Source organism: Streptomyces sp. NPDC088810, assembly GCF_044750305.1.
Taxonomy (GTDB): domain Bacteria; phylum Actinomycetota; class Actinomycetes; order Streptomycetales; family Streptomycetaceae; genus Streptomyces.
In genome coordinates this window covers 166,316-190,548 of record NZ_JBIVJQ010000005.1, presented here as the reverse complement: position 1 = coordinate 190,548, position 24,233 = coordinate 166,316, and the positions used below count along the sequence as shown (strand labels likewise).

Genomic DNA, 24,233 nt, shown 5'->3' with positions numbered 1-24,233 from the left:
TCTTTGGGGGTGCCCTGCGTTTTTCCCGCGCCCCTTCATGTACTGGCGCCTGCTTTCAGGTTGCCCTGGGGGGCAGCTTCGGGCGGGATCTGTCGGGGGTGTCGCTGAGGTCCGGGGGGATCGCCGCCGGGTTGGAGTCCAGGAGTTCCAGGGCGAGTTCCACCGCGTCGGCCAGCTGGGCGTGACGTCCCTCTGCCCAGTCGAGGGGGGTGCGTACGATCTCCAGGTCGGGGGTGACGCCGTGGTTCTCCACGGACCAGCCGTAGGCGTCGAACCAGGCCGCGTTCATCGGGACGGTGATGACCGTGCCGTCGCCGAGGCGGTGCCGGCCGGTCATGCCGACGACTCCGCCCCAGGTGCGCTGGCCGACGACCGGGCCGAGCTTCAGCAGCTTGAAGGCCGCCGTGATCATGTCGCCGTCGGACGAGGTCGCCTCGTCGGCCAGGGCCACCACCGGGCCGCGCGGGGCGTTGGAGGTGTACGACACCGGTTGCGCGTCCCGGGTCAGGTCCCAGCCCAGGATCGTCCGGGTCAGCTTCTCGATGACGAGTTCGCTGATGTGCCCGCCCGCGTTGCCGCGCACGTCCACGATCAGCGCGGGCCGGGACACCTCCATGCGCAGGTCGCGGTTGAACTGGGCCCAGCCGGAGCCGCCCATGTCGGGGATGTGCAGGTAGCCGCACTTGCCGCCGCTCAGCTCACGGACGACCTCCCGGCGCTTGGCCACCCAGTCCTGGTAGCGCAGCGGCCGTTCGTCGATGAGCGGGACGACGGCGACCCGGCGGGCGTGCCCGGTCTCGCCCTCACCGGGCAGGAAGGTCAGCTCCACGGTCGTACCGCCCGAGCCGGCGAGCAGCGGGTACGGGCCGGTGACCGGGTCGACCGGGCGGCCGTCGACGTGGGTGAGGACGGCGCCCTCGCGGATGCCCGTGCCGGCCAGCGGTGAGCGGGCCTTGGAGTCGGAGGAGTCGCCGGGCAGGATCCGTTTGACCACCCAGCGGCCGTCGCGGCGCACGAAGTTGGCGCCGAGGAGGCCCTGCCAGCGTTGGTAATGAGGTGGGCCCTCGTTGCGGCGGGCGGCGGTGACATAGGCGTGGGAGGTGCCCAGCTCGCCGAGGACCTCGCGGAGCAGGTCGGCGAACTCGTCGGGGGACGCGACCCGTTCGACCAGGGGCCGGTACTGGTCGAGCACCGCGTCCCAGTCGATGCCGCACATGCCGGGGTCCCAGAAGTAGGCGCGGATCAACCGCCCCGCCTCGGCGTACGCCTGGCGCCACTCGGCGGGCGGGTCGGTCTCGTGCAGGATGCGGCGTACGTCGATCCAGACGGTCGAGTCGGCGTCGCCGACCTCGGTCGACGGCACCGCCCGCAGGTCGCCCTCGTCCACGACGACCAGCCGGGTGCCGTCGCCGCTCACCGAGAACCAGTCCAGGTGGTCGACCAGTTCGGCCTTCTTCGCCTTGGTGAGGTTGAAGTACTCCAGGGTCGGGCGGCCGCTGATGTCGGCCGGATTGGCGAAGGTCTCGCCGAGCGCGCCGGAGATCGGCCAGCGCAGCCAGACCAGGCCGCCGCCCGCGACCGGGTACAGCGCCGAGTACTTGGAGGCGATGACCGGGAACGGCGTCACCCGGTTCGCCAGGCCCTCCACCTCGACCGTCACCGCGCCGGCCTCGCCGGTCTCCTCGTCCTCCAGCGGGTCGAGCCCGCCGGCGGCCGGGCGGCCCTCGGGGTTGAGGGCGAAGGGGGAGGGGGTGGCCGAGGAGAGCGGGACCAGGTAGGGGCGGCAGCCGAGCGGGAAGGACAGGTCGCCCGTGTGCACGTCGTAGACCGGGTCGAAGCCGCGCCAGGAGAGGAAGGCGAGGTAGCGGCCGTCGCGGGTGAAGACCGGGTTCTCGTCCTCGAAGCGGCCGTTCGTCACGTCCACGATCAGCCGGTCCTTGATGCGGGCCAGCTTGATCTGGCGCAGGGTGCGGCCGATGCCGGGGTGGGACCAGGCGAGCCAGGAGCCGTCGGGGGAGAAGGCGAGGTCGCGGACCGGGCCGTTGACGGACCGGATCAGCTCGGTGACCTCCCCGCGCCGGCCGGCGGCACCGGGCTCCGTCTCCTCTGCCTCCTCACCTTCCTCACTCTCCTCCGTGACGTCGATCAGCAGCAGCCGGCCGTCGTGGGAGGCGACGGCGAGACGTTCGCCCTGCGGGTCGGAGGCCAGCTCCAGGACCCTGCCCAGGTCGCCGGAGGCCGGGCGGCTGGGGGCGCGGGCGCCGGTGGCGCGGGGGAGGTGGGCGATCTCGACGGCGTCCTCGCCCTCGGCGTCCGTGACGTAGGCGACCTGTCCGGTGGAGCCCAGCATCTCCGGCAGCCGCACCCGGACGCCGGGCGTCTCGGTGATCGTACGGGCCGGGCCGTCGCGGTGGGTGAGCCAGTACAGGCTGCCGCGGACGACGACCGCGCTGGCCCGGCCGGTCTCGTCCACGGAGATGCCGTCGATGTTCTGCGCGGCCGGCACCTGGTAGGGGCGGCGGCCGGTGCGCGGGCCGGCGAGCCGGATGTCGAGCTTGCGCGGGGCGCCGGCCGGGGAGAAGTCGTCCACCAGCCACAGGTCGCCCGCGCACTGGTAGACCACCCGGTCGCCGTCGCTGGAGGCGTGCCGGGCGTAGAAGGCGTCGTGGTCGGTGTGGCGGCGCAGGTCGGTGCCGTCGTAGGCGCAGGAGTAGAGGTTGCCGACGCCCTCGTGGTCGGAGAGGAAGGCGATCCGGCCGGCGACGAACAGGGGGCAGGCCAGGTGGCCGTCGAGGTCGGGCAGGAGGCGCTGCCCGTGCAGCCACAGGCGGCCCATGGCGCCGCCGCGGTACCGCTTCCACGAGGCCGGTTCGTGCGGCGGGGTGCCGGTGAGCAGGAGGGTCTTGCGCTCGCCGTCGATCTCGGCGACCTGGATGTCGGTGACCGGGCCCCAGGGCAGCCGTCCGCCCGGGTCGCCGTCGGCGGGGACCTTGTAGGCCCAGGTGAAGTGGGAGAAGGGCTGGCCGTGCGAGGCGACGGCCAGGATGTCGCTCTCCGGGGTCCAGCCGCAGACCTGGGTGTCGGCGCTGCCCCAGTACGTCAGCTGCCGCGCCGGGCCGCCGTCGACGTCGGCGAGGTGGATCTCGGGGACGAGGCTGCGCCAGCTCGTGTAGGCGATGCGGCGGCCGTCGGGGGCGAAGCGGGGGTGGCCGGCCTTGGTGCGGTCGGCGGTGAGCCGCCAGGCACGGCCGGGGGCGTCGAGGGGAGCCAGCCAGAGGTCGTCCTCGGCGACGAAGCACAGGAGGTCACCGCTGAGGTGGGGAAGGCGCAGATAGCTCACCTCCCCATGCTTTTCCGGTCAAAGGGCCGCAGCAACTCGTGGCGTCTTCCGGCGTCTTCTTACGGGGCCTTCACCTTCGTGACCCACCACACGTACGAAACGGTTTCGTTTCGCATGGCCTCGGGGTATCTTCTGTGATGTACGAAGACGACGAGCCGGAGCGGGAAGGTGACTGGCATGACCGAAGCCACTGCCACGGCACGGCGCAGCCGGATCACGCCCGAGCGCGAGGCCGAGCTGTACGAAGCCGTGCTCGACCTGCTCCGTGAGGTCGGCTACGACGCCCTGACCATGGACGCCGTGGCCGCCCGCACCCGGTCCAGCAAGGCCACGCTCTACCGCCAGTGGGGCGGCAAGGCCGAACTGGTCGCCAAGGCCGTGCGGCACACCAAGCCGGGCCGGGTCGCCGACGTCGACACCGGCTCGCTCAAGGGAGATCTGCACGCGCTCACGCTGCGTGCGGACGACTGCGAGATGGAGCAGAGCTCCGCGCTGATGCGGGGCCTGGCCATGGCGGTGCACGGCAACCCGGACCTGCTCAAGGCGTTCCGGGAGCACCTCGTCGAGCCGGAGATGGCGGAGTTCCGCCGCGTGCTGCAACGCGCGGTCGACCGGGGCGAGGTCCGTGCGGACAACCCGGCGATCGGGTTCGTGATGCACATGATGATCGGCGCGTTCGCCGCCCGCACCATGATCGACGAGCAGCCGCCGACGCAGGACTTCCTCCTTTCGTACATCGACGCCGTGGTCCTCCCCGCCCTCGGCGTCCCCACCTCCTGATCCACGCTCTTCCCCAGCAAGCCCACCACCTGACGTCACCGCTCACGTCGTCGGGCTGATCATCCCTGCCCAGCTGAACCCAACGACCTGACCGGGAGTACGCCTCCGTGGCCACGTTCCTCTACAAACTCGGCCGCCTCGCCTTCCGGCGACGGCACTTCGTCGCCCTCATATGGGTCGCGCTGCTCACCCTCGCCGGGGTGGGCGCCGCCTCCGCGCCGGCCGCCGGCAACACGTCCTTCTCCATCCCCGGCACCGAGGCCCAGAAGGCCTTCGACCTGCTGGAACAGCGCTTCCCCGGGATGAGCGCCGACGGCGCCACCGCCCGGGTCGTCTTCAAGGCCCCGAAGGGCGAGAAGATGACGGACGCCGTCAACAAGGCGACCGTCGAGAAGACCGTCAAGGAACTGGGAAGCGGCTCCGAGGTCGCCTCGGTCGCCGACCCCTACACCGGGCACGCCGTCAGCAAGAACGGCGCCATCGCCTACGCCTCGGTGAAGTACGAGGTCTCCGGCATGGAGCTGGAGGACTCCTCCCGGGACGCCCTGAAGGAGGCCGCGCAGCACGCGCGGGACGCCGGGCTGACCGTCGAGGTCGGCGGTGACGCGCTGAACGCGACACCCGAGACCGGCTCCAGCGAGATCATCGGCATCGCGGTCGCCGCGGTCGTCCTGGTCATCACCTTCGGCTCACTGCTCGCGGCCGGATTCCCGCTGCTCACCGCCATCATCGGGGTCGGCATCGGCGTCTCCACGATCACCGCGCTGGCCAACGCGCTGGACCTGGGCTCCACCACCTCCACCCTCGCCTCGATGATCGGCCTCGCCGTCGGCATCGACTACGCCCTGTTCATCGTCTCCCGCTACCGCGCGGAACTCGCCGAGGGCCGCGGGCGCGAGGACGCCGCCGGCCGCGCGGTCGGCACGGCGGGCTCGGCGGTGGTCTTCGCCGGCCTGACCGTCGTCATCGCCCTGGTCGGCCTGTCCGTCGTCAACATCCCGATGCTGACGAAGATGGGCATCGCGGCCGCGGGCACGGTCGCCATCGCCGTCCTCATCGCCCTGACCCTGATCCCGGCGCTGCTCGGCTACGCCGGCCGCAAGGTCAAGCCGGCCGGCGAGAAGAGCAAGCTGCTCGGCGGCGGCCGTACCCCGAAGAACCCCGGCCGCCCCAACATGGGCACCCGCTGGGCCAGCTTCGTCGTCCGCCGCCCGGTCGCCGTCCTCCTGCTCGGCGTGGTCGGCCTCGGCGCGGCGGCGATCCCGGCCGCCTCCCTGGAGCTGGGCCTGCCCGACGACGGCTCCCAGCCCGTCTCCACCACCCAGCGCCGCGCCTACGACCTCCTGTCCGAGGGCTTCGGACCCGGCTTCAACGGCCCCCTGATGGTCGTCGTCGACGCCAAGGGCAGCGCCGACCCCAAGGCCGCGTTCACCAAGGTCGGCGACGAGATCAAGGGCCTGAAGAACGTCGTCACCGTCACCCCGGCCGCGCCCAACAAGGCCGGCGACACCGCGACGATCACCGTCGTGCCGGGGTCCAAGCCGTCCTCGGCGACCACCGAGGACCTGGTGCACGCCATCCGCGACAAGGGCGCGGACATCGCCCGGGACACCGACTCCACGGTCCTGGTCACCGGCTCCACGGCGATGAACATCGACGTCTCGCAGAAGCTGAACGACGCGCTCCTGCCGTACCTCGCCCTCGTGGTCGGCCTGGCCTTCCTGCTGCTGATCGTGGTCTTCCGCTCGGTGCTGGTCCCGCTGAAGGCGGCCCTCGGCTTCCTGCTGTCGGTGATGGCCGCGCTCGGCGCCGTCGTCGCGGTCTTCCAGTGGGGCTGGCTGTCCGGCCTGATGAACGTCGAGCAGACCGGCCCGGTCATGTCGATGATGCCGATCTTCATGGTGGGTGTCGTCTTCGGCCTCGCGATGGACTACGAGGTGTTCCTCGTGACCCGAATGCGGGAGGCCTACGTCCACGGCGAGAAGCCGAGCCAGGCGGTGGTGACCGGCTTCAAGTACGGCGCCCGGGTCGTCACCGCCGCCGCCGTCATCATGATCGCCGTCTTCTCCGGCTTCATGGGCTCCAGCGAGGCGATGGTCAAGATGATCGGCTTCGGCCTCGCGATCGCCGTCTTCTTCGACGCGTTCCTCGTCCGCATGGCCATCGTCCCGGCGGTCCTCGCGCTGCTCGGCAAGCGGGCCTGGTGGCTGCCGAAGTGGCTGGACCGCGCGCTGCCCAACGTCGACGTCGAGGGCGAGGGCCTGCGTGCCGCCGCCGACCCCGACGAGGAGAAGGAACTGGTACGCGCCTGACGTAGCGCGTCCGGCAGAGAGCGGCCGGTGAGGGTGCCCGTGGGGACGGGGCTGCACCCTCACCGGCTTTCTGCGCGCGCCGTCAGGTGGGCCGCAGGCGGAACTTCGGGCACACGTCCGGGTCGTCGTCCTCGTAGAGGTACACCCGCTCGCCGTCCTCGGCGATCGACAGGCTGTCGAGGGTGTCGTCCTGCAGGAACCGCTCCGGTTCGGTGAAGGACAGGTGGACCTGTCCGTACGCGTCGGAGCCGGTTCCTCCCACCACGTCCCAGGTGCCGGACCCGTCGAAGGTGTCGCCGAGTTCGCTCTTGTACCAGCTGCCGGTCGGCCAGTGGCGCACGGTGACCGTCCCGCCGGTGCCCTTGTCCGACGCCTTCAGGGTGATCGTCACGCCCTTGGCGTCGGCTTCCCCCACGTAGGTGCCTTCCAGTTCCCCCGGGGTCGCGGAGGTGGCCTGCTTGCCCATGCAGGCCTCGACGGCGGTGGACGCGGACGAGCAGGCGGCCAGGGGGGACAGCAGTCCCAGCACAGCGGCGGCCGTCACCAGGCGCGGACGCTTGCCCGCCGGCAGAACTCGGGACACGGGTCTACTTTCCCTTCGCCGGAATGCGTTCGGTCCAGACGATCTTCTGGTCCACGGAAGAGAAGACGCCCTCGTCACGGTTGAACTTCTCCAGCCAGTCGTAATAGCCGACGTAGTGCAGGAACGACTCGTTGCTGGTGTTGTTGTGGAGGGTGTACTCGACCACCAGCGACCCGTCGGAGTCCTGGCCCTTGACCTTGTAGTGCAGGTTGTACGAACCGGTGAATGCCTCACCGAGATGGTCCTCGTCCCCGGTGACGATCGCGGGCAGGTCCGTGGTGACGAGCTTCTTCAGCGCGCCCAGCTTGCCGCTCTCCGAGATCGAGTACGACACGTTGCCCTCGGGCTGCCCGTCGCCGCGGAACTGGGACAGCGTGTCCAGCCGTAGCTGCCTCATGCTCTCGCTCGACCGGATCAGCTCGGTCATCTCGTCGCCGCTGTAGTAGTCCCGGTGCCGGGCGCCGTCGCCGGTCACCCAGTCCCAGCCGAGCGAGTAAGGGTCGTCCGAACTGAGCCCCGGGTGGGGGTCCTTGTCCTGCAGGGCGAGGTCGAGCGCGTTGTACTCGTCCTCGCCGATCTTCTTGGTGGAGTCGATGTCCGTGAACCGCGGATCGCCGTTGAACCACTGGCCCAGACCGATGTCCGACATCAGGCTGAAGGCGAGGTTGCGGTCGGCGGTGACGCCGCGCTTGAGGATCTGCGCGATCTCGTGGTCCGCCGCCGCGATGGTCTTGCGCTCGTCGTCCGTGAGCTCGGCCTTGCAGACGCCATCGACGATGTCCTTGGCCAGGGTGCCGTTCGCGTTGATGTACAGGCCCTTCTCCGTGGCCCGGCGGACGGCGTCCTTGAGATCCTTCTGGGCCGACTTCAGATCGCCCACCGCGTCCTCGACGACGCGCCGCGCCGAGTCCGCCACCTTCGAGGCGTTCTCCAGCTGGCGCTGGATGTCGTCGATCATCTTCCAGGCGTACGGGGCGGCGGCCCCTTCCCAGTAGCCCTTGTCGCGCAGTGGGCCGAGGACCTCGTCGTGCATGCGCTTGCCGAGACCCTTGATGTCGCGGTGGATGCCCTCCCAGCGGTCCGCCAGGTCGTCCAGGGCCGACAGGTCGGCGGCCAGCAGCGTCCGGTAGAAGGTGTCGGCCATCAGTAGCCCTCCAGCGCCGACCGGACCCGCACCTGGCCGGCCGTCTGCCCCACGGCGACGTCGGTCTTGGTGTAGGTGCCGTCGCTCGACCGCAGGCTCTCGGAGATGTGGGCCAGCCACGCCGTGACCGTGCCCGCCTGCCGTTCCCACTGGCGGTGGGCGAGCCGTACGGCGCGGGCCGACTCGAATCCCTCCAGCGCCCGCACGGCCGCCAGCGCCGGCTCCTCCAGCGAGGCGGCCGGCTTGTAGAAGGCGTCGTAGATGTCGTCCACCTGGCCGGCGGCCTTCTTGAGGATGCCCGGCGCGATCTTCAGGTCGGCCTTCGAACCGCCGGGGGGCGCCGGTGGCCGGAGGAGTCCGGGCGGGTCGGGACGGAGCTGCGGCCGGTCCAGCGGGTCGGCCGTACTGGCGGCGGGCGGGGCCGTGTAGTGCCCTTCGAAGCCCGGCAGGATGCCGTGCCGCTCGATCTCGTCCGGGGACAGCGGCAGTTTCGACTGCCCGGGCTCCGGAAGCTTGTCGTCCCCTTGTGTGTCTTTGCGTTCGCTCACGAGTGATCCCCCGAAGTGTGCTCTTGCGCAGTCAGGTAATCATGCCGGTGGCGGAAGATCACATCCGGATCCGGCGCAGCCGCGAAGCGACGGACGAAATCCCCGTGAGCGCGGCTCGGGCCATGCCGTACCGTGCCGACCATGACGACGACAGCCGCCACCGACGCCGAAGAGTTCGGGGCCCATCCCCGGTTCGCCGAAGCGCTGCGGGCGCTCGGGCTGGAGGACGTCCTCGCCCGCACCCGGAGGTTCCCGGAGGCGACCCGGACCGCGGCCGAGGCCGCCGCCGCGATCGGGTGCGAACTGAGCCAGATCTGCAAGTCGCTGGTCTTCGCCGCCGACGGGGTCCCGGTGCTGGTCCTCATGGACGGCGCCTCCCGGGTGGACGTCGAGCGGGTACGGCAGGAACTGGGCGCCCGGAAGGTCACCCGGGCCGACGCCGGCGTGGTCCGCGAGGCCACCGGGTACGCCATCGGCGGCGTACCGCCCTTGGGGCACCGCACGCGCACCCGTGTCCTCGCCGACCGCTCGCTGCTCGCGCACGACGTGGTGTGGGCGGCGGCCGGCACGCCCAGCACCGTCTTCCCGATCGGGCCGGAGGAACTCGTCGCCCACGCGGGCGCGACGCTGGTGGACGTGCGCGAGCAGCCCGCGTGACGCCCCTGGTCGCGGCGGCGGTGCTGCTCGCCGCCGTCACCCACGCCAGCTGGAACGCCATCGCGCACCGCATCACCGACAAACTCGTCGGCTTCGCGCTGATCTCCGGCGGCGGGCTGCTGATCGGGCTCGCGATCACACCGTTCACGGCGCTCCCGGCCGGGCCCGCCTGGCCGTACCTGTGCGCCTCGGCGGCCGTGCACATCGCCTACTACGCCCTGCTGATGACCTCGTTCCGGCTGGGCGACTTCGGGCAGGCGTACCCCATCGCGCGCGGCAGCGCCCCGCTCGTCGTCACGCTGCTCGCCGCCGTCTTCGCGCACGAGGTGCCCGGCGCCTGGGCGAGCGCCGGCATCGCCGTGTCCTGCCTGGGCCTGACCGGCGTCAGCCTCTGGGGGCTGCGCGGGAAGCGGCCGGACTGGGCGGCGATCGGCGCGGCCCTGGCGACCGGTGTGACCATCGCCGTGTACACCGTCATCGACGGCCTGGGCGTACGGGCCTCGGGCACGTCCGTCGGGTACATCGCCTGGCTCATGGTGCTCCAGGGCTCGGTGCTGCCCGCGTTCCTGTACGCACGCGCGCGTGCCGGCACGGTACGGCTGCTGCGGCCGTACGCCGCCCTCGGCCTCCTCGGCGCCGCCCTGTCCGTCACCGCCTACGCCCTGGTGCTGTGGGCCCAGACCCGTGCCGCGCTCGCACCCATCGCCGCCCTGCGCGAGTCGTCCGTCATCGTCGGCGCGGCCATCGGTGCCCTGTTCTTCAAGGAACGCTTCGGCGCACCGCGGATCGCGGCAGCCGCCCTGGTGGTCCTGGGCATCGGGCTGATGCTGCGCGCCGGTTAGCGCGGCGCCGACATGACGGGCCGGGGCGGCGGGCGCACCCTGGAAACAGCGAGATCTGGGAGGTGGCCGTCATGATGCACACCACTGTCGGATGGCATGTCGAGCTGGAGTTCATGGAGGACGATCAGCACACGCGCGCGGTGGCGCTGGTGCGCTTGCCCGACGGCTCCGAGGTGCGGGCCCACGGCCGCGCCAGCCGGCACCGCATCGACGCGAACCAGCCCCGGGTCGGCGAGGAGATCGCGGGCGCCCGCGCCCTGAACGAACTGGCCATGCAGCTGCTGACCAAGGCCCACGAGGAGATCGACGCGGCGTCCGGGCGGACCTCGCACCCGATCCACGTCTGACCCGGACCCGGCGTGCGCCCAGGGCGCCCGCGGATCAGGCGAGCGCCGTGCGGACCGCCCGCACCAGCGCCTGGGCCCTCGGGTCCGCCGTGACGCTCTGCCGGAAGCCGTTGGTGACGTAGCCGAAGGCGATGCCCGACTCCGGGTCGGCGAAGGCGAGGGCGCCGCCGCGCCCGGGGTGGCCGAAGGAGCCGGGGGAGAGCAGCGGGGACGCGGCGCCGTGCAGCATGTACCCGAGGCCGAACCGGGTGCCCACCACCAGTACCCGGTCCGGCCCGGCGGACTGTTCGGCGCGGGCCAGCTCCACGGTTTCCGGGGTGAACAGCCGGGTGCCGCCGTCCACGTCGCCGATGAGCGAGGCGTAGAAGCGGGCCAGTCCGTCGGCCGTGGCGATGCCGTTGGAGGCGGGCAGGGCGGCGGCGCGGTAGGCGGGGTCGTTCTCGTCGGGGAGCGGGGTGATGGCGGCGAAGGCGCGCCGGGTCAGGGACTCCGGGTCGGCGTAGGCCTCGGCGACCGCGCGCTTCGGGCGGGTCTTCAGGCCGCCCGCGCTCTCCGGGGCGTCCACCGGGCCGACGCGGCCCACGCGGGCGTGTTGCGCCTGCGGCAGGCCGAGCCACAGGTCCGCGCCGGCCGGCCCGGCGATCTCGTCCGCGATCCACTCGCCGACCGGGCGGCCGGTGAGCCGGCGCAGCAGTTCGCCGGTGAGCCAGCTGTAGGTCTGGGCGTGGTAGCCGTGGTCCGTGCCCGGCTCCCACACCGGGGCCTGCCCGGCGACGGCCGCGGCACCCAGGTCGGGGTCGGCGGCCTCGGAGGGGGTCAGCGGGCGGTCCAGCACGGGGACGCCCGCGCGGTGCGCGAGCAGGTGCCGTACGCGCGTGTGCTCCTTGCCGGCCGCCTTGTACTCCGGCCAGTACGTGCCGACCGGGGCGTCCAGGTCCAGCTCGCCGCGCTGGTGCAGGAGCAGCAGCCCGGCGGCGGCGACGCCCTTGGTGGCGGAGCGCACGATCTGCGCGGTGCCGCGCTGCCAGGGGGCCGTACCGTCCACGTCCGCGGTGCCGGCCCACAGGTCCACGACCCGGTGTCCGTCGCGGTAGACGGCGACGGCCGCGCCGCGCTCGCCGAGCAGCGCGAAGTTCGCGGCGAACGCCTCCCTGACCGGCTCGAAGCCCTCGGCCACAGTGCCGTTCACGTCCACGCCCGCCGTCCCTTCCGATTGCCTGTGACAGTGGGTGCAACGCGGGTCGCGCGCCTGCGATTCCTCGGTGGGATCAGCCCAACAGAATCGTTACGTCGATGTTGCCGCGGGTCGCGTTCGAGTACGGGCACACCTCGTGCGCCGCGTCCACCAGCCGGGCCCCCACCTCGGGGTCCAGGACCGGCAGGGAGACGCTCAGGGCGACCGCGAGGCCGTAGCCGCGGTGCTTGTTCGGGCCGATGCCGACCTTCGCGGCCACGGTGGAGCCGGTCAGATCGTAGCCCTCGCGGTTGCCGACCAGGATCAGCGCGTTGTGGAAGCAGGAGCTGTAGCCGGCCGCGAAGAGCTGCTCCGGGTTGGTGCCGTTGCCGTGTCCGCCCAGCTCCGGGGGCATCGCGACTTGCAGCTCGATCCGGCCGTCCTGGCTGGTGACATAGCCGTCCCGGCCGCCGTGGGCGGTGGCCTCGGCGACGTACATGATCTTCGTCGGACGCGTGTCGACAGCGGTTGCCTCGGTCATGGCCGGCCTCCCCCGGAACAAGTGGCGCACAAATACATCGTGCACAAGGTACTTGCCGGTAGGTCGGTGTGGGACGCAGGGGGTGGCAACCAGGGGTAACCGGGGCTCAGTACCGGTCGGCCGCCTCGTCGGCGCGCTCGGTCAGCTTCCACAGCTCCTCGCGGAGCCGGGTGATCTCCTGCGCGCCGAGCCCCGTCGTCGTGAGCAGGGCGCCGGGCACGCGCGCCGCGCGCTCCCTCAGTTCCTCGCCGCGCCCGGTGCACGCCACGAGCACCGAGCGCTCGTCACCCGGCGCGCGCTCCCTGCGCACCAGCCCCGCCGCCTCCAGCCGCTTCAGCAACGGCGAGACCGTGCCGTAGTCCAGCCGCAGGGCCCGCCCCAGCTCCTTCACGGTGGTCTCCCCGCGCTCCCACAGCACCAGCAGCACCAGGTACTGCGGGTAGGTGAGCCCGAGGTCGTCCAGCAGCGGGCGGTACGCGGCGGTCACGGCGCGCTGCGCCGCGTACAGCGCGAAGCACAGCTGGTCGTCCAGCAGCAGCGAGCCCTCGGCGGCGGCGTCCTCGTTCGTCACGCGCCCATTGTCACGGACTTCGGGTCGAAGCCGAACGGCAGCTCCAGCCGGTGCGCCCGCATCAGCTCCTCGTCGGACAGCAGCGCGGCCGTCGGGCCGTCCGCCGCGATCACCCCGTCGCTCAGGATCAGCGAGCGCGGGCACAGCTCCAGGGCGTACGGCAGGTCGTGCGTGACCATGAGGACCGTGACGTCCAGGGAGCGCAGGATGTCGGCGAGCTCCCGGCGGGAGGCCGGGTCCAGGTTGGAGGACGGCTCGTCCAGGACCAGGATCTCCGGCTCCATGGCGAGCACGGTGGCCACCGCGACCCGGCGGCGCTGCCCGAAGGACAGGTGGTGCGGCGGCCGGTCGGCGAAGTCCTGCATCCCGACCCGCTCCAGCGCGGTGCGCACCCGCTCCTCCAGCGCGGCCCCCCGGATCCCGGCGGCGGCCGGCCCGAACGCCACGTCCTCGCGCACGGTCGGCATGAACAGCTGGTCGTCCGGGTCCTGGAAGACGATGCCGACCTTCTGCCGGATCGCGGCCATGTGCTGCTTGCCGACCGGCAGCCCGGCCACGGTCACCGTGCCGGTGCCGCCGCCCAGGATGCCGTTGAGGTGCAGCACCAGGGTCGTCTTGCCGGCGCCGTTGGGGCCGAGCAGGGCGACCCGTTCGCCGCGCGCGAGGGAGAAGTCCACGCCGAACAGGGCCTGGTGGCCGTCGGGGTAGGCGAAGGCGAGGCCGGAGACCTCCAGAGAAGCTGTCACAGCATCCATCCCAGCAGACAGACGACGAGGGCGGCGCAGGGGAGGGTGAGGGCGTAGGACCACTGCGCGCGCGACGCGGTCACCTCGTCGATGACCGGCATCGCGCCGGCGTACCCCCGGCTCACCATGGCCAGGTGCACGCGCTCCCCGCGCTCGTAGGAGCGGATGAACAGCGCACCGGCGGACTTGGCGAGCACGCCCCAGTGCCGCACGCCCTTCGCCTCGAAGCCGCGCGACTCCCGGGCGATCCGCATCCGGCGCATCTCGTCGGTGATGACGTCGCCGTAGCGGATCATGAAGGACGCGATCTGCACGAGCAGCGGCGGCAGCTTGAGCCGCTGGAGCCCGAGCAGCAGTTCGCGCAGCTCGGTGGTGGCGGCCAGCAGCACGGAGGCGGCGACGCCGAGGGTGCCCTTGGCGAGCACGTTCCAGGCGCCCCACAGGCCGTTCACGCTCAGCGAGAGCCCCAGGACGTGCACCCGCTCGCCCTCCGCCACGAACGGCATGAGCACCGCGAACGTCACGAACGGCACCTCGATCAGCAGCCGCCTGAGCAGGAAACCGGCGGGCACGCGCGCGTGGTACGCGACGGACGCGAGCAGCACGGCGTACACCGCGAACGCCCACATCGCCTCGCGCGGGGTCGACACCACGACCACCACGAACAGGAAGACCGCGGCGAGCTTGGTGTGCGGCGGCAGGCCGTGCACGGGCGAGTGCCCGTGCCGGTAGAGCCGGTGCGCGTGTCCCGCTCCCACCTCAGATCCCGGTGCTCACGGGGGAGACGTCGTCGCTGCGCCGCCGGCGCAGGGCCCAGAACACCGCGCTGCCCGCGACGATCGTGACACCGACGCCGATCACACCGGCGAGGCCGCCGGACAGCCGGGCGTCGGCGATGTCCCTCACGCCGTAGTCGGCCAGCGGCGAGTCGGCCGTGGCGTGCTTCTCCGCCTTCTTGTCGATGCCCTTGTCGTGGGCGACCTTCTCCAGGCCGTCGGGGTTGGCCGAGGCGTAGAAGCTGACGAAGCCGGCGAGGACCAGGGAGGTGACGAGGCCGGTGACCCACAGCGTGCGCCGCGAGGTGCGCGCCGCCACGGGCGCCGTGGGCGCGGGCGCGTCCACCAGTTCGCCGTTCACCCGCAGCCGGAGCCGCTGCTGCAGCCCGCGCGCGCCGTGCACCAGGTCCGGGCGTACGGCGATGACGGCGCCGACCGTGAGCGCGGTGATGACCGCCTCTCCGATGCCGATCAGCAGGTGCACGCCGATCATCGCGGTGGCGACCTTGCCGATGGAGACGTCGGTGGTGCCGCCGACCGCGTAGATCAGGGTGAACGCGACCGCGGCGGCCGGCACGGACACCAGCGCGGCGACGAAGGAGGCGACGGTCACCGTGCGCCGCTTGCGGGGCAGCACGGCGAGCAGGCCGCGGAAGACGGCGTAGGAGACGACCGTCGTGACGATCGCCATGTCGGTGATGTTCACGCCGAGCGCGGTCAGCCCGCCGTCGGCGAACAGAACGCCCTGCATGAGCAGCACGACCGACACGCACAGGACGGCTGTGTAGGGGCCGACGAGTATCGCGGCGAGGGCCCCGCCGAGGAGGTGGCCGCTGGTCCCGGCCGCGACCGGGAAGTTGAGCATCTGTACGGCGAAGATGAACGCCGCCACCAGACCGGCCAGCGGGGCCGTGCGCTCGTCGAGTTCGCGGCGGGCGCCGCGCAGGCTCACCGCGAGGGCGCCGGCGGCGACCACTGCGGTGACGGCGGAGGTAGGGGCGTCGATGAATCCGTCAGGTACATGCACCAGATGATTTTAGGCCCTTGTTGCGAACCCTTTGCAAGAGAGACGACGTCTCGTCTCTCACCGGGGCGCGAACCGGAAAGTGTGCGACTCTTGATGGAAAGCGGATGCACAGCTTTCGCATAGGTCACAGTGCGTGAGAGGGCGGTCCGATGTCTGTAGTCGAGCAGTACGCGCGCGCTCACATCGTCACGGACGAGGACGACCCGGGGGCCGTGCCCGTCGTGCTCCGGTACGACCCCGACGCCGATCCCCGGTCGGTCCGTGTGGGCCTGCCCGGACCGCACGAGTGGACCTTCTCCCGCGCGCTCCTCGAACGGGGACTGCGGTCGCCGGCCGAGAGCGGCGACGTCCGGGTGTGGCCCTGCGGCCGGGTCCAGGCCGTGGTCGAGTTCCACACCGACCACGGCGTCGAAGTGGTGCAGTTCGAGTCGAAGACGCTGCTCCGCTTCCTCCGCCGGACGTACACCGCCGAACCCGTACGGAGCTGATCAGCCCCCGAGCTTGAGCAGCTTCGCCACGATCGGTCCGGCCGTGTCGCCGCCGTGCCCGCCCGCCTGGACCACGCCGGCGGCGGCCAGGTCACCCCGGTAGGCGGTGAACCAGCCGTTCGGCTTCTTCTGCCCGTCGACCTCCGCCGAGCCGGTCTTCGCGCCGTAGTCCGGGCCGAGCCCCGACATCGCCTCGGCGGCGGTGCCGTACGCGGCCGTGTACCGCATCAGCTCGCGCAGCTGGGACAGCGTCTTGGCCGACAGGCCGCGGGAGGCCGTGGCCAGCGTGCGGTGGTCCACGGACGGCGACACCAGGTACGGCTGGTGGAAGGTGCCCGACTTCACGGTCGCCGCCACCGAGGCCATGTTCAGCGGGTTCATGCGCACCCCGCCCTGCCCGATCAGCGAGGCCGCCATCTGCGCCGCCGACTGCACCGGCACCGAGCCGTCGAAGGTGGGCACCCCGATCGCCCAGTTGTTCATCGACAGCCCGAAGACCTGCTGGGCCTGCTTGGTCAGGTCGTCGTTCTCCAGCTTCTTCGCCTGGCTGATGAACGCCGTGTTGCAGGACCGGGCGAAGCTCGCCTTGAAGGTGCCGCCCTTGATCTCGAAGTCGTCGTCGTTGTGGAACTTCCAGCCGCCGTAGGTGACCGTCTTCGGGCAGGGGTGCTTTCTGTCCGCCGAGGCCAGCCCCTTGTCGATCAGCAGCGAGGACGTGATGATCTTCATGGTGGAGCCGGGCGCGAGGGATCCCTGAAAGGCGGTGTTGAAGCCGTGCCCGCTGTTGGCGACCGCGAGGATCTCCCCGGTCGAGGGCCGCAGGGCGACCACCGAGGCCCGCGCGCGCCCCGCGACCTGCTGCTCGGCGGCGGCCTGGAGGGCGGGGCTGAGCGTCGTCTTCACGGTGCCCGGGGTGCCCTCGCTCAGCTCCGCCAGCGTCTTGTCGGACAGCTTGGCGGCCTTGGCCGCCTTGCCGCGCACCACGCGCAGCTCGATGCCCGCCGTGCCCCCCGCCTTCTTGCCGTACTTCTCCCGCAGCCCGTCCAGCACCGTGCCCAGCGACGGGTACTTGGCGGCCGTGATCTCGCCGCCGTCGCGGTCCAGCGCCTTGACCGGCGGGGTGCCGGACTCGCCGGTCACGAGCGTGTCGCCGTCCCTGAGGTCGGGGTGGACCACGGCGGAGTGCCAGTCGACCAGCGGTCTGCCGTCGCTCGCGCGGCGCACCACGGTGAGCGAACTGCCGTAGGACAGCGGCTTGCTGAGCTTGCGGTAGGCCACCGTCGCCTTCACCGTGAACGGCACCTCGGTGCCCTTCGCCGCCCCCGGGGTGAGCGTGACGTCCTTCAGGTGGGCGTCCTTGGAGTAGCCGGTGAGCAGCTTGCCGGCGGCGGCCGGGTCGTCGGTGGCGGCCGCCGCCCGGGTGACCCTGCCCTGCTGCCAGGCGGTGAGGAAACGGGCGGAGGCCGTGCGGATCTCGGCCGCGGTGAGCGGGCCGGACGGGACGGCCTTGTGGTCGGCCGTGGCACCGGTCCGCTCGTCGGCCGCGGCCCCGCCGTACAGGGCGTAGACGCCGAGCCCGGCACCGCCGACCACCACGGCGATCATTCCGCCGAGTACGGCGGGCCGGGTCTTGCGCCGCTCGGCGACGCGCCTTCTTCTGCCCACAGCCTCAGTTCCTCCGCACCTTTCCCCAGGGTCCCCGTACGCCCTCACACTCCCCAACGACGGCATTCACCTTAAAGTCCCCGCCTTCACGGGTGATCTCAGCCGGCGTTCCGTAGCACGCTTGCGACAATCGGCCCGGCCGCGTCGACGCCGTGACCGCCGTCCTGGACCATCGCCGCCGCCGCCACATCGCCCCGGTAACCGGTGAACCAGCTGTCCGACCTGGCCTCACCGTCGACCTCGGCCGACCCGGTCTTCGCGCCGACGTCGCCGCTCATCCCGGACATCACGCCCGCCGCGGTGCCGCTGCGCGCGGTGCGGTTCATCAGGGCGCGCAGCTGCTGGACCGTGCCGGACGACAGCCCGCGCGCGCGTGCCGGTTCCCGGCCGTCCAGCTTCAGCGGCACGATCAGGGGCTGGCGGAAGGTGCCGGTCTTCGCGGTCGCGGTGACGGACGCCATGTTCAGCGGGCTCATCTGCACCTGGCCCTGGCCGATCAGGTTGGCCGCGGTGTCCGGGCCGCCGGAGGCGGGCACCCGGCCGTCGAACGTCGGCACGCCGACCTGCCAGTTGTTGCGTCCGAGCCCGAACCGCTCCTCGGCCTCCCGCGTGAGGGAGTCGACCTTCACCTCGTCCGCGAACTTCACGAACGCCGTGTTGCAGGAGCGGGCGAAGCTGTCGGCGAGGGTGGCGTGCTCGTCCGGCGCCAGGCCCTTGAGGTTCTGGAAGGTCTGGCTCTGCCAGACGGCCGACGGCGGGCAGGGCGCCGGTCCGCCGGCCGTGGTCAGGCCGTTGTCGATGAGGGTCGCCGCACTGATGATCTTCATGGTGGAGCCGGGGGCGCGTTCGCCGAGGAGGGCCGCGTCGAAGCCGTCGTTGCGGTTGTTGGCGACGGCCAGGATCTCGCCGGTGCTCGGCTTGACCGCCACGACGGAGGAATCGGGGTACTTCTCCACGGCCTTCTCGGCCGCCGCCTGGGCACTCGTGCCGAGCGTCGTGGGGAGCTTGCCGGGCTTGCCCTTGGCGAGGGTCAGCAGCGGGGTGTCCGCGGCCTGGCTGCCGTCGGCGGCCGCCTGATGGCGGATCACGAGTTCCACGCCGGGCCGGCCGCCGGTCTTGTCGCCGTACCGCTTGCGCAGCTCGTCCAGGATCGGGCCGAGGGAGGGGTACTTCACCCGGGTGAGCACCTTGCCGTCGCGGTCGACGGCCTGGATCTCCGGGGCGGCCGACTTGCCGGTGCTGAGCGTGTCCCCCTTGCGCAGGCGCGGGTGGACGACGGAGGGTTGCCAGTCGACCAGCGCGCGGTGCGAGGTCTCGCCGCGGACGACGGTCAGCGTGCTGCGGTACGACAGCGGGCGGGACACGCCGTCGTACGACACCGTCGCCCGGACCGTGAACGGCACCGTGTCGCCGGTGGCCCGGCCCGGCGTGATCCGCACCTTCCCGATGTGCGCGTCACCGGAGTAGGCCCTCAGCAACTGCTGGGCCGACTCGGGGAAGTTGGTGTACGAGGCCGCGGCCGCCGCGTCGCCCTTCTGCCAGGCGGCGAAGAAGGCGCCGGTCGCCTCTTTCACCTCGGAACTGCTGGGCGGGCCGGTCCGCACGGGCGCCGCTCCTCCCGTGCCGCCGTCGCCGTTCAGCGCGGACGCGATGGTGTAGAAGCCGTAACCGGCCCCGCCCAGCAGCGTGACGCACACTCCGCCTATGACGCCCGCCTTGACCCCCTTGCGCATGGCGCGGATCCCCCTCCGTCTCCGACCTGTTGAACGCGTTCAAAACAGGTGTCCTGAGGCACTGTAAGCGGTTGCGTCGCTTGCTTGTGAACGGAGTTGCCGATTGTTGTCCGAAAGGAGATGTTCCGAGCCTGGGTGGTCGAGGAGCAAGTGGCTGCACCGCTGGTGCGGCATCACCCGGACGGACGTATCGTGGCTAAGGGGACGTCAAGTGGCGGTTTTATCAAGCTGTCCCACTCCGTTCTATTTCCTCTTCAACAGTCCATCCTTGGACGTTTCGGCTGGCGATCGCCGGTTGATCGCGGTGCCGGCCTCTGCAGGAAGGCCTTGAGCCATGACACGCGATCAGCACACCTCTGTCTCCAACCAGCCCGCGGAACAGCTCGCCCTGGCCGCGGAGCAGGCGATCTTCCAGCCCCCGTCGGAGGGCGTGGCGGGCACCGCGGCGCCGGCAGGCGCCAACGGACTGGAACAGGTCGAGGGGTATGTGCGTCCGGAGTACGACCGGATGCCGACCGAGCTGTGGACCCCGCCGACCGCGGAACTGCCCGACATCGGCGTGGCATCGTTCGGGCCGCCCCCGCCGGTGGCCGAGACCGTTCACGGACCGGACGACAGAGTCCAGATCATGAACACGGCCGACTACCCCTGGCGGGCGAACGCGTCGCTGCGCATCACCGCGGCGAACGGCGACCCGTACATCGCAACCGCCTGGTTCATCGGGCCGCACACGCTCGCGACCGCCGGCCACGTGGTGTTCATCAACCACCCCGGTCACCCCGACCACGGCTGGGTCCAGAGCATCCAGGTCATGCCCGGCCGCAACGGCACGACCCTGCCCTTCGGCGCCGTCACCAGCACCAACTTCCGCTCGGTGAAGGGCTGGACCGAGTCGGGCGGCGACGAGAACTACGACTACGGCGCGATCATCATCCCCACCGAACTGGGCTCCACCACCGGCTGGTTCGGGTTCGGAGCGTGGCCGGACGCCGATCTGCTCAAGACCACCGGCAACATCTCCGGCTACCCGGGCGACAAGCCACCGGGCACCCAGTGGTACGACGCGCGAGGCATCAGTTCGGTCAACCCGTTGAAGGTGTACTACGACATCGACACCGCAGGCGGGCAGAGCGGCAGCGCCGTGTTCAGCATCGTCAACGGCAACCGCTACGGCATCGCCGTGCACGCCTACGGTGGGGCGACCGTCAACTCCGGGACGAGGATCACCCAGCCTGTCTATGACAACCTGGTCGCCTGGAAGGCCTGAGGTGCCGCCCAGCGGTCACTCCGTCCACCTGATCACCGGGGTCGTGGAGGACACGACGACGGGCAGGCCCGTCCCGGAGGCCAGTGTGTACCTCACCGCCGGCCCGGAGCCCCGCCCCGACATCGCCGCGCTCTCCCGGGCCGACGGCAGCTTCACCCTCTCCGTGCGGGGGGAAGGCGTCTACGCCGTCCAGTGCCGCACACCGGACGACCGGACCGCCGAGGCCACGGTCACCGCGGGCGGCGACAGCCCGGCGCGCGTGCGCCTGCGGGTGTGACACGCGCTACACCCAGGTGTCCAGCCACATCCGCGAGCGCCACGAGTCGATCGGGATCGCCTGGCCCGTGTACAGCGGCCAGAAGTAGATGAAGTTCCAGCTGATCAACAGGACCAGGACGCCCGCTGCCGATGCGCCGATCACGCGGCGGGTGTCGGTGGAACCCGGTGGGCCCACGATCGCGCCGATCATCATCGCCACCGCCAGGCACAGGAACGGCAGGAAGACGACCGCGTAGAAGAGGAAGATCGTCCGCTCCTGGTACAGGAACCACGGCAGATAGCCCGCCGCGATGCCGCAGGCGATGGCGCCGGCCCGCCAGTCCCGGCGGAACGCCCAGCGCCACAGCACGTACAGGATCGCGAAACAGGCCGCCCACCACAGCAGCGGGGTGCCGATCGCCAGCACCTCCCGGGCGCACTTCTCGCCCGCGTCCGCCGGGCAGCCGTCGGCGCCGGGGGAGGGGGACTCGTAGAAGTACGACACCGGGCGGCCCAGCACGATCCAGCTCCACGGGTTGGACTGGTACGTGTGCGGCTGGTCGAGGTGGACGTGGAACTTGTACACCTCGTGCTCGTAGTGCCACAGGCTGCGCAGCCAGTCCGGCAGGAACGCCCAGGTGCCGCCCTTGCCGTCGGCGGCCGCCCAGTTGCGGTAGTAGCCGCCCCTGCCGTTGGCCGGGGAGAGGATCCAGCCGGTCCAGGAGGCCACGTAGACCACCAGCGCCACCGGAACCGTCGCCACGAAGGCGAGCCCGGTGTCGTACTTGAGGGCTGCGGCGTACGGGTGACGGGCGCCGGCCACCTTGCGCGTGCCGACGTCCCACAGGACCGTCATCACACAGAACGCGGCCAGGACGTACAGGCCGTTCCACTTCGTGCCCACGGCCAGGCCCAGCATCACCCCGGCCGTCCAGCGCCACGGACGCCACCCGAACCGGAAGCCGTCCGCGACCTGCGCGTCCGGCCGTACCCGCCCGTCCGCCGCGACCGGCAGCGCGGCGGCCAGTCTCTCCCGCGCCCGGTCCCGGTCCACGACCAGACAACCGAACGCGGCCACCACGAAGAACATCAGCACGCCGTCGAGCAGCGAGGTCCGGCTCATCACGAAGTGCAGGCCGTCCACCGCCATCAGCGCGCCCGCCAGGCAGCCCAGGAACGTCGAGCGGAAGATCCGGCGGCCGATCCGGCACAGCAGCAGCACGCTCAGCGTGCCGAGCAGGGCCGTCATGAACCGCCAGCCGAACGGGTCGAACCCGAAGACCAGCTCCCCGAGCCCGATGACGTACTTGCCGACCGGCGGGTGCACCACGTACGCCGGGTCCGTCGGGACCCCCAGGTGGCCGCCCTGCTGGAGCACCAGGTCGTTGGCGTTCTTGCCGTACTGGTCCCAGCTGACCTCGAAACCGCGGTGGACGAGCGCCCACGCGTCCTTGGCGTAGTACGTCTCGTCGAATATCACCGCGCGCGGGCTGCCCAGGTTCCAGAACCGCATGACGCCCGCCATCAGCGTCACCAGCAGCGGCCCGCCCCAGCCCGACCAGCGGGTGAGCCGCTCGGCGAGGACCGGCGACACACCGAACACCCGCCACAGCCGGGGGCTCGGCTCCGCGTACGGCGGCACCAGCCGGTCGCGTACGTCGCCCGAGGGCGCGTCCGCGGCGGGCGCGTACCCGAATCGGCGCAGCCGCTGCTGCCACGACGGCCGCTGGTCGTGGGGTGCCTGCCCCTGCCGGAGGTCCATGGAGGACGCGGTACTGGTCACCGCGCCATCGTAAAGACCCGGCCTGTGCGAGTCCCGTGCATGTGCGGTACCGGTCGGGACACGGTCCGTTTCCCCCCAGGACGCGGGCCCCCGGAACCGGCCCCGGAACTCCTGGGAGGATGGGGGCGTGACTGGAACCCTTGTCCTGGCAGGTACCCCCATCGGCGACATCGCGGACGCGCCGCCCCGGCTCGCCGAGGAGCTGGCCGGCGCCGACGTCGTCGCCGCCGAGGACACCCGGCGGCTGCGCCGGCTCACCCAGGCGCTCGGCGTCACCCCGAAGGGCCGCGTGCTGTCGTACTTCGAGGGCAACGAGTCCGCCCGGACGCCGGAACTGGTCCAGGAACTGCTCGGCGGCGCGCGCGTGCTGCTGGTGACCGACGCCGGGATGCCGTCGGTCTCCGACCCGGGCTACCGGCTGGTCGCGGCGGCCGTCGAACAGGACATCCGGGTCACCGCCGTCCCCGGGCCGTCCGCCGTGCTCACCGCGCTCGCCCTGTCCGGGCTGCCCGTCGACCGGTTCTGCTTCGAGGGCTTCCTGCCCCGCAAGGCCGGCGAACGGCTGTCCCGGCTGCGCGAGGTCGCGGCCGAGCGGCGCACCCTCGTCTACTTCGAGGCACCGCACCGGCTCGACGACACCCTCGCCGCGATGGCCGAGGTCTTCGGCGCGGACCGGCGGGCCGCCGTCTGCCGCGAGCTGACCAAGACGTACGAGGAGGTGCGGCGCGGTCCGCTCGCCGAGCTGGCGCGGTGGGCCGCCGAGGGCGTGCGCGGGGAGATCACCGTCGTGGTCGAGGGCGCGCCCGAGCCCGGGCCCGAGGAGCTGGACGCCGCGGAACTGGTGCGCCGGGTACGGGTGCGCGAGGAGGCGGGCGAGCGCCGCAAGGAGGCCATCGCGGCGGTGGCGACGGAGGCCGGATTGCCGAAAAGGGTCGTGTTCGACGCCGTGGTCGCCGCCAAGAAGGCAGATCCGAGCTAGGGGGCGCATCAGGCCCCTGAGCAGGGATCTTCTCGGGTGAGCGCGCGCCCCATGGGCGGGCAAAGGGCTGGCGTCGATGGCAAAGCTCAGGCGTCTCGTTCGCGTCCCTTTGGCAAGCGATGTCCAAATCGCCTCCAACACTCGACAGGCCTGATGCGCTCGCCCCGGCCGAGGCGTCCACTGGTCGAAGGGACGCACCCGTCCATCAGGGACGCACCCGTGCATCAGGGAGCTGGCATGAGTGACACAGCTGGACAGACCGGTCTCCGCGGTACGGCCACGGCCGTCGTTCACGAGTCCTATTCGTTCGCCTGCATGCGCTGCGGGCACGGCTGGGAGCAGGCGTACGAGATAGAGCACCACACGGACGCCGAGGGCCGGGAGTTCGTGCTGTACGTGGCCGACGGCCAGGTCGTGCCGTCGCCGCTCAGCCGGCCGTGCTGCCACAACTGTGACGGTCACGTCGTGCGGATCATGCGCGCGGGCCAGGTCTCCTCCGTGCGCGGCGCGGCCGGGCGGCAGCAGCACCGGGTGCCGGCGGCGGGCCCGGTGCAGGCACCGCAGGTGCCGGGGCCCGCCAAGGAGCCGCACCACTGGCACCTGTCCGACCTGCTGCACCCGTTCCAGCGCAGGGCGAGCTGAGCGGATCAGCGGCCGCCCGGGGCATGCCCC

23 protein-coding genes are annotated in these 24,233 nt (G+C 71.7%); 10 read left to right on the top strand and 13 right to left on the bottom strand.

Annotation, left to right across the window (positions count from 1 at the left end):
- Positions 1-55: 55 nt before the first annotated feature.
- The gene (locus ACIP4Y_RS18625) at positions 56-3,340 is read right to left on the bottom strand and encodes a S41 family peptidase (protein ID WP_401394359.1); all 3,285 of its coding nucleotides are present in this window, start codon (positions 3,338-3,340) and stop codon (positions 56-58) included.
- Between the two features lie 177 nt (positions 3,341-3,517).
- On the opposite strand from ACIP4Y_RS18625, the gene ACIP4Y_RS18620 reads away from it, so the two are divergent.
- Positions 3,518-4,120: a TetR/AcrR family transcriptional regulator gene (locus ACIP4Y_RS18620; protein WP_358641719.1), complete on the top strand. Its 603-nt coding sequence runs from the start codon at positions 3,518-3,520 to the stop codon at positions 4,118-4,120.
- Between the two features lie 107 nt (positions 4,121-4,227).
- Complete coding sequence (locus ACIP4Y_RS18615; protein ID WP_401394354.1) at positions 4,228-6,432, top strand: MMPL family transporter; 2,205 nt, start codon at positions 4,228-4,230, stop codon at positions 6,430-6,432.
- An 82-nt stretch (positions 6,433-6,514) separates the two neighbouring features.
- Here ACIP4Y_RS18615 and ACIP4Y_RS18610 read toward each other — a convergent pair whose 3' ends face one another.
- From ACIP4Y_RS18610 to ACIP4Y_RS18600, 3 genes are read right to left on the bottom strand one after another with little or no spacing between them, the layout of a single operon-like run.
- Positions 6,515-7,015: a hypothetical protein gene (locus ACIP4Y_RS18610; RefSeq protein ID WP_401394351.1), complete on the bottom strand. Its 501-nt coding sequence runs from the start codon at positions 7,013-7,015 to the stop codon at positions 6,515-6,517.
- 4 nt (positions 7,016-7,019) lie between these two features.
- Positions 7,020-8,159, bottom strand: coding sequence for a hypothetical protein (locus ACIP4Y_RS18605; protein ID WP_401394348.1), 1,140 nt, complete (start codon positions 8,157-8,159; stop codon positions 7,020-7,022).
- Positions 8,159-8,707: a hypothetical protein gene (locus ACIP4Y_RS18600; protein ID WP_401394345.1), complete on the bottom strand. Its 549-nt coding sequence runs from the start codon at positions 8,705-8,707 to the stop codon at positions 8,159-8,161. The genes ACIP4Y_RS18605 and ACIP4Y_RS18600 overlap by 1 nt, the downstream gene beginning before the upstream one ends.
- Positions 8,708-8,848: 141 nt before the next feature.
- Between ACIP4Y_RS18600 and ACIP4Y_RS18595 the strand changes: the two genes are divergently transcribed.
- From ACIP4Y_RS18595 to ACIP4Y_RS18585, 3 genes are all read left to right on the top strand, one after another.
- Complete coding sequence (locus ACIP4Y_RS18595) at positions 8,849-9,364, top strand: YbaK/EbsC family protein (RefSeq protein WP_401394342.1); 516 nt, start codon at positions 8,849-8,851, stop codon at positions 9,362-9,364.
- Positions 9,361-10,206 (top strand): EamA family transporter, encoded by an 846-nt coding sequence (locus ACIP4Y_RS18590; RefSeq protein WP_401394339.1) that lies wholly within the window; start codon positions 9,361-9,363, stop codon positions 10,204-10,206. Before ACIP4Y_RS18595 ends, ACIP4Y_RS18590 begins: the two co-directional genes overlap by 4 nt.
- 71 nt (positions 10,207-10,277) lie before the next feature.
- Positions 10,278-10,553, top strand: coding sequence for a DUF1876 domain-containing protein (locus tag ACIP4Y_RS18585; RefSeq protein ID WP_358641733.1), 276 nt, complete (start codon positions 10,278-10,280; stop codon positions 10,551-10,553).
- A 34-nt stretch (positions 10,554-10,587) separates the two neighbouring features.
- Here the strand turns inward: ACIP4Y_RS18585 and ACIP4Y_RS18580 are convergent, their stop codons facing one another.
- The 6 genes from ACIP4Y_RS18580 to ACIP4Y_RS18555 form a co-directional block, all read right to left on the bottom strand.
- Positions 10,588-11,748 (bottom strand): serine hydrolase domain-containing protein, encoded by a 1,161-nt coding sequence (locus tag ACIP4Y_RS18580; protein WP_401394336.1) that lies wholly within the window; start codon positions 11,746-11,748, stop codon positions 10,588-10,590.
- 73 nt (positions 11,749-11,821) lie between these two features.
- Positions 11,822-12,268 (bottom strand): organic hydroperoxide resistance protein, encoded by a 447-nt coding sequence (locus ACIP4Y_RS18575; RefSeq protein WP_401394333.1) that lies wholly within the window; start codon positions 12,266-12,268, stop codon positions 11,822-11,824.
- Positions 12,269-12,374: 106 nt separating this feature from the next.
- Positions 12,375-12,839: a MarR family transcriptional regulator gene (locus tag ACIP4Y_RS18570; protein ID WP_358641739.1), complete on the bottom strand. Its 465-nt coding sequence runs from the start codon at positions 12,837-12,839 to the stop codon at positions 12,375-12,377.
- A complete protein-coding gene (locus ACIP4Y_RS18565; protein ID WP_358641741.1) occupies positions 12,836-13,594 on the bottom strand; it encodes an ABC transporter ATP-binding protein in 759 nt (252 codons plus the stop codon). Before ACIP4Y_RS18565 ends, ACIP4Y_RS18570 begins: the two co-directional genes overlap by 4 nt.
- Positions 13,582-14,343 carry a cobalt ECF transporter T component CbiQ gene (gene cbiQ / locus ACIP4Y_RS18560; protein ID WP_401394328.1) on the bottom strand — a complete coding sequence of 254 codons (762 nt, stop codon included), beginning with the start codon at positions 14,341-14,343 and terminating at the stop codon, positions 13,582-13,584. Before cbiQ ends, ACIP4Y_RS18565 begins: the two co-directional genes overlap by 13 nt.
- 1 nt (position 14,344) lies before the next feature.
- A complete protein-coding gene (locus ACIP4Y_RS18555; protein ID WP_401394325.1) occupies positions 14,345-15,388 on the bottom strand; it encodes an energy-coupling factor ABC transporter permease in 1,044 nt (347 codons plus the stop codon).
- Between the two features lie 149 nt (positions 15,389-15,537).
- Between ACIP4Y_RS18555 and ACIP4Y_RS18550 the strand changes: the two genes are divergently transcribed.
- Positions 15,538-15,876, top strand: a complete 339-nt coding sequence (locus ACIP4Y_RS18550) for an SsgA family sporulation/cell division regulator (protein ID WP_358641744.1) — start codon at positions 15,538-15,540, stop codon at positions 15,874-15,876.
- On the opposite strand, the gene ACIP4Y_RS18545 is transcribed toward ACIP4Y_RS18550, so the two are convergent.
- Together ACIP4Y_RS18545 and ACIP4Y_RS18540 are read right to left on the bottom strand one after the other, a co-directional pair.
- The gene (locus ACIP4Y_RS18545; RefSeq protein ID WP_401394322.1) at positions 15,877-17,541 is read right to left on the bottom strand and encodes a penicillin-binding transpeptidase domain-containing protein; all 1,665 of its coding nucleotides are present in this window, start codon (positions 17,539-17,541) and stop codon (positions 15,877-15,879) included.
- A 98-nt stretch (positions 17,542-17,639) separates the two neighbouring features.
- Positions 17,640-19,274 carry a penicillin-binding transpeptidase domain-containing protein gene (locus tag ACIP4Y_RS18540; RefSeq protein ID WP_401394319.1) on the bottom strand — a complete coding sequence of 545 codons (1,635 nt, stop codon included), beginning with the start codon at positions 19,272-19,274 and terminating at the stop codon, positions 17,640-17,642.
- Between the two features lie 334 nt (positions 19,275-19,608).
- Between ACIP4Y_RS18540 and ACIP4Y_RS18535 the strand changes: the two genes are divergently transcribed.
- Both ACIP4Y_RS18535 and ACIP4Y_RS18530 read left to right on the top strand, forming a co-directional pair.
- Complete coding sequence (locus ACIP4Y_RS18535; RefSeq protein ID WP_401394316.1) at positions 19,609-20,541, top strand: endopeptidase; 933 nt, start codon at positions 19,609-19,611, stop codon at positions 20,539-20,541.
- Position 20,542: 1 nt separating this feature from the next.
- Entirely contained in the window at positions 20,543-20,818 is a 276-nt protein-coding gene (locus ACIP4Y_RS18530) for a carboxypeptidase regulatory-like domain-containing protein (RefSeq protein ID WP_401394313.1), read from the top strand.
- 6 nt (positions 20,819-20,824) lie between these two features.
- Here the strand turns inward: ACIP4Y_RS18530 and ACIP4Y_RS18525 are convergent, their stop codons facing one another.
- Positions 20,825-22,582 carry a dolichyl-phosphate-mannose--protein mannosyltransferase gene (locus ACIP4Y_RS18525; protein ID WP_401394310.1) on the bottom strand — a complete coding sequence of 586 codons (1,758 nt, stop codon included), beginning with the start codon at positions 22,580-22,582 and terminating at the stop codon, positions 20,825-20,827.
- A 127-nt stretch (positions 22,583-22,709) separates the two neighbouring features.
- Here ACIP4Y_RS18525 and rsmI point away from each other — a divergent pair, with 127 nt between their 5' ends.
- Together rsmI and ACIP4Y_RS18515 are read left to right on the top strand one after the other, a co-directional pair.
- Positions 22,710-23,561: a 16S rRNA (cytidine(1402)-2'-O)-methyltransferase gene (gene rsmI, locus ACIP4Y_RS18520; RefSeq protein ID WP_358641754.1), complete on the top strand. Its 852-nt coding sequence runs from the start codon at positions 22,710-22,712 to the stop codon at positions 23,559-23,561.
- A 237-nt stretch (positions 23,562-23,798) separates the two neighbouring features.
- Positions 23,799-24,203, top strand: a complete 405-nt coding sequence (locus ACIP4Y_RS18515) for a hypothetical protein (protein ID WP_401394305.1) — start codon at positions 23,799-23,801, stop codon at positions 24,201-24,203.
- The last annotated feature ends 30 nt before the right edge of the window (positions 24,204-24,233 follow it).

Bases quoted from the DNA above. Each gene is read 5' to 3' on its own strand.
- ACIP4Y_RS18620 (WP_358641719.1), top strand. From the start codon at position 3,518: ATGACCGAAGCCACTGCCACGGCACGGCGCAGCCGGATCACGCCCGAG.
- ACIP4Y_RS18605 (WP_401394348.1), bottom strand. From the start codon at position 8,159: ATGGCCGACACCTTCTACCGGACGCTGCTGGCCGCCGACCTGTCGGCC.
- ACIP4Y_RS18595 (WP_401394342.1), top strand. From the start codon at position 8,849: ATGACGACGACAGCCGCCACCGACGCCGAAGAGTTCGGGGCCCATCCC.
- ACIP4Y_RS18585 (WP_358641733.1), top strand. From the start codon at position 10,278: ATGATGCACACCACTGTCGGATGGCATGTCGAGCTGGAGTTCATGGAG.
- ACIP4Y_RS18575 (WP_401394333.1), bottom strand. From the start codon at position 12,268: ATGACCGAGGCAACCGCTGTCGACACGCGTCCGACGAAGATCATGTAC.
- ACIP4Y_RS18565 (WP_358641741.1), bottom strand. From the start codon at position 13,594: ATGGATGCTGTGACAGCTTCTCTGGAGGTCTCCGGCCTCGCCTTCGCC.
- ACIP4Y_RS18550 (WP_358641744.1), top strand. From the start codon at position 15,538: ATGTCTGTAGTCGAGCAGTACGCGCGCGCTCACATCGTCACGGACGAG.
- ACIP4Y_RS18540 (WP_401394319.1), bottom strand. From the start codon at position 19,274: ATGCGCAAGGGGGTCAAGGCGGGCGTCATAGGCGGAGTGTGCGTCACG.
- ACIP4Y_RS18535 (WP_401394316.1), top strand. From the start codon at position 19,609: ATGACACGCGATCAGCACACCTCTGTCTCCAACCAGCCCGCGGAACAG.
- ACIP4Y_RS18515 (WP_401394305.1), top strand. From the start codon at position 23,799: ATGAGTGACACAGCTGGACAGACCGGTCTCCGCGGTACGGCCACGGCC.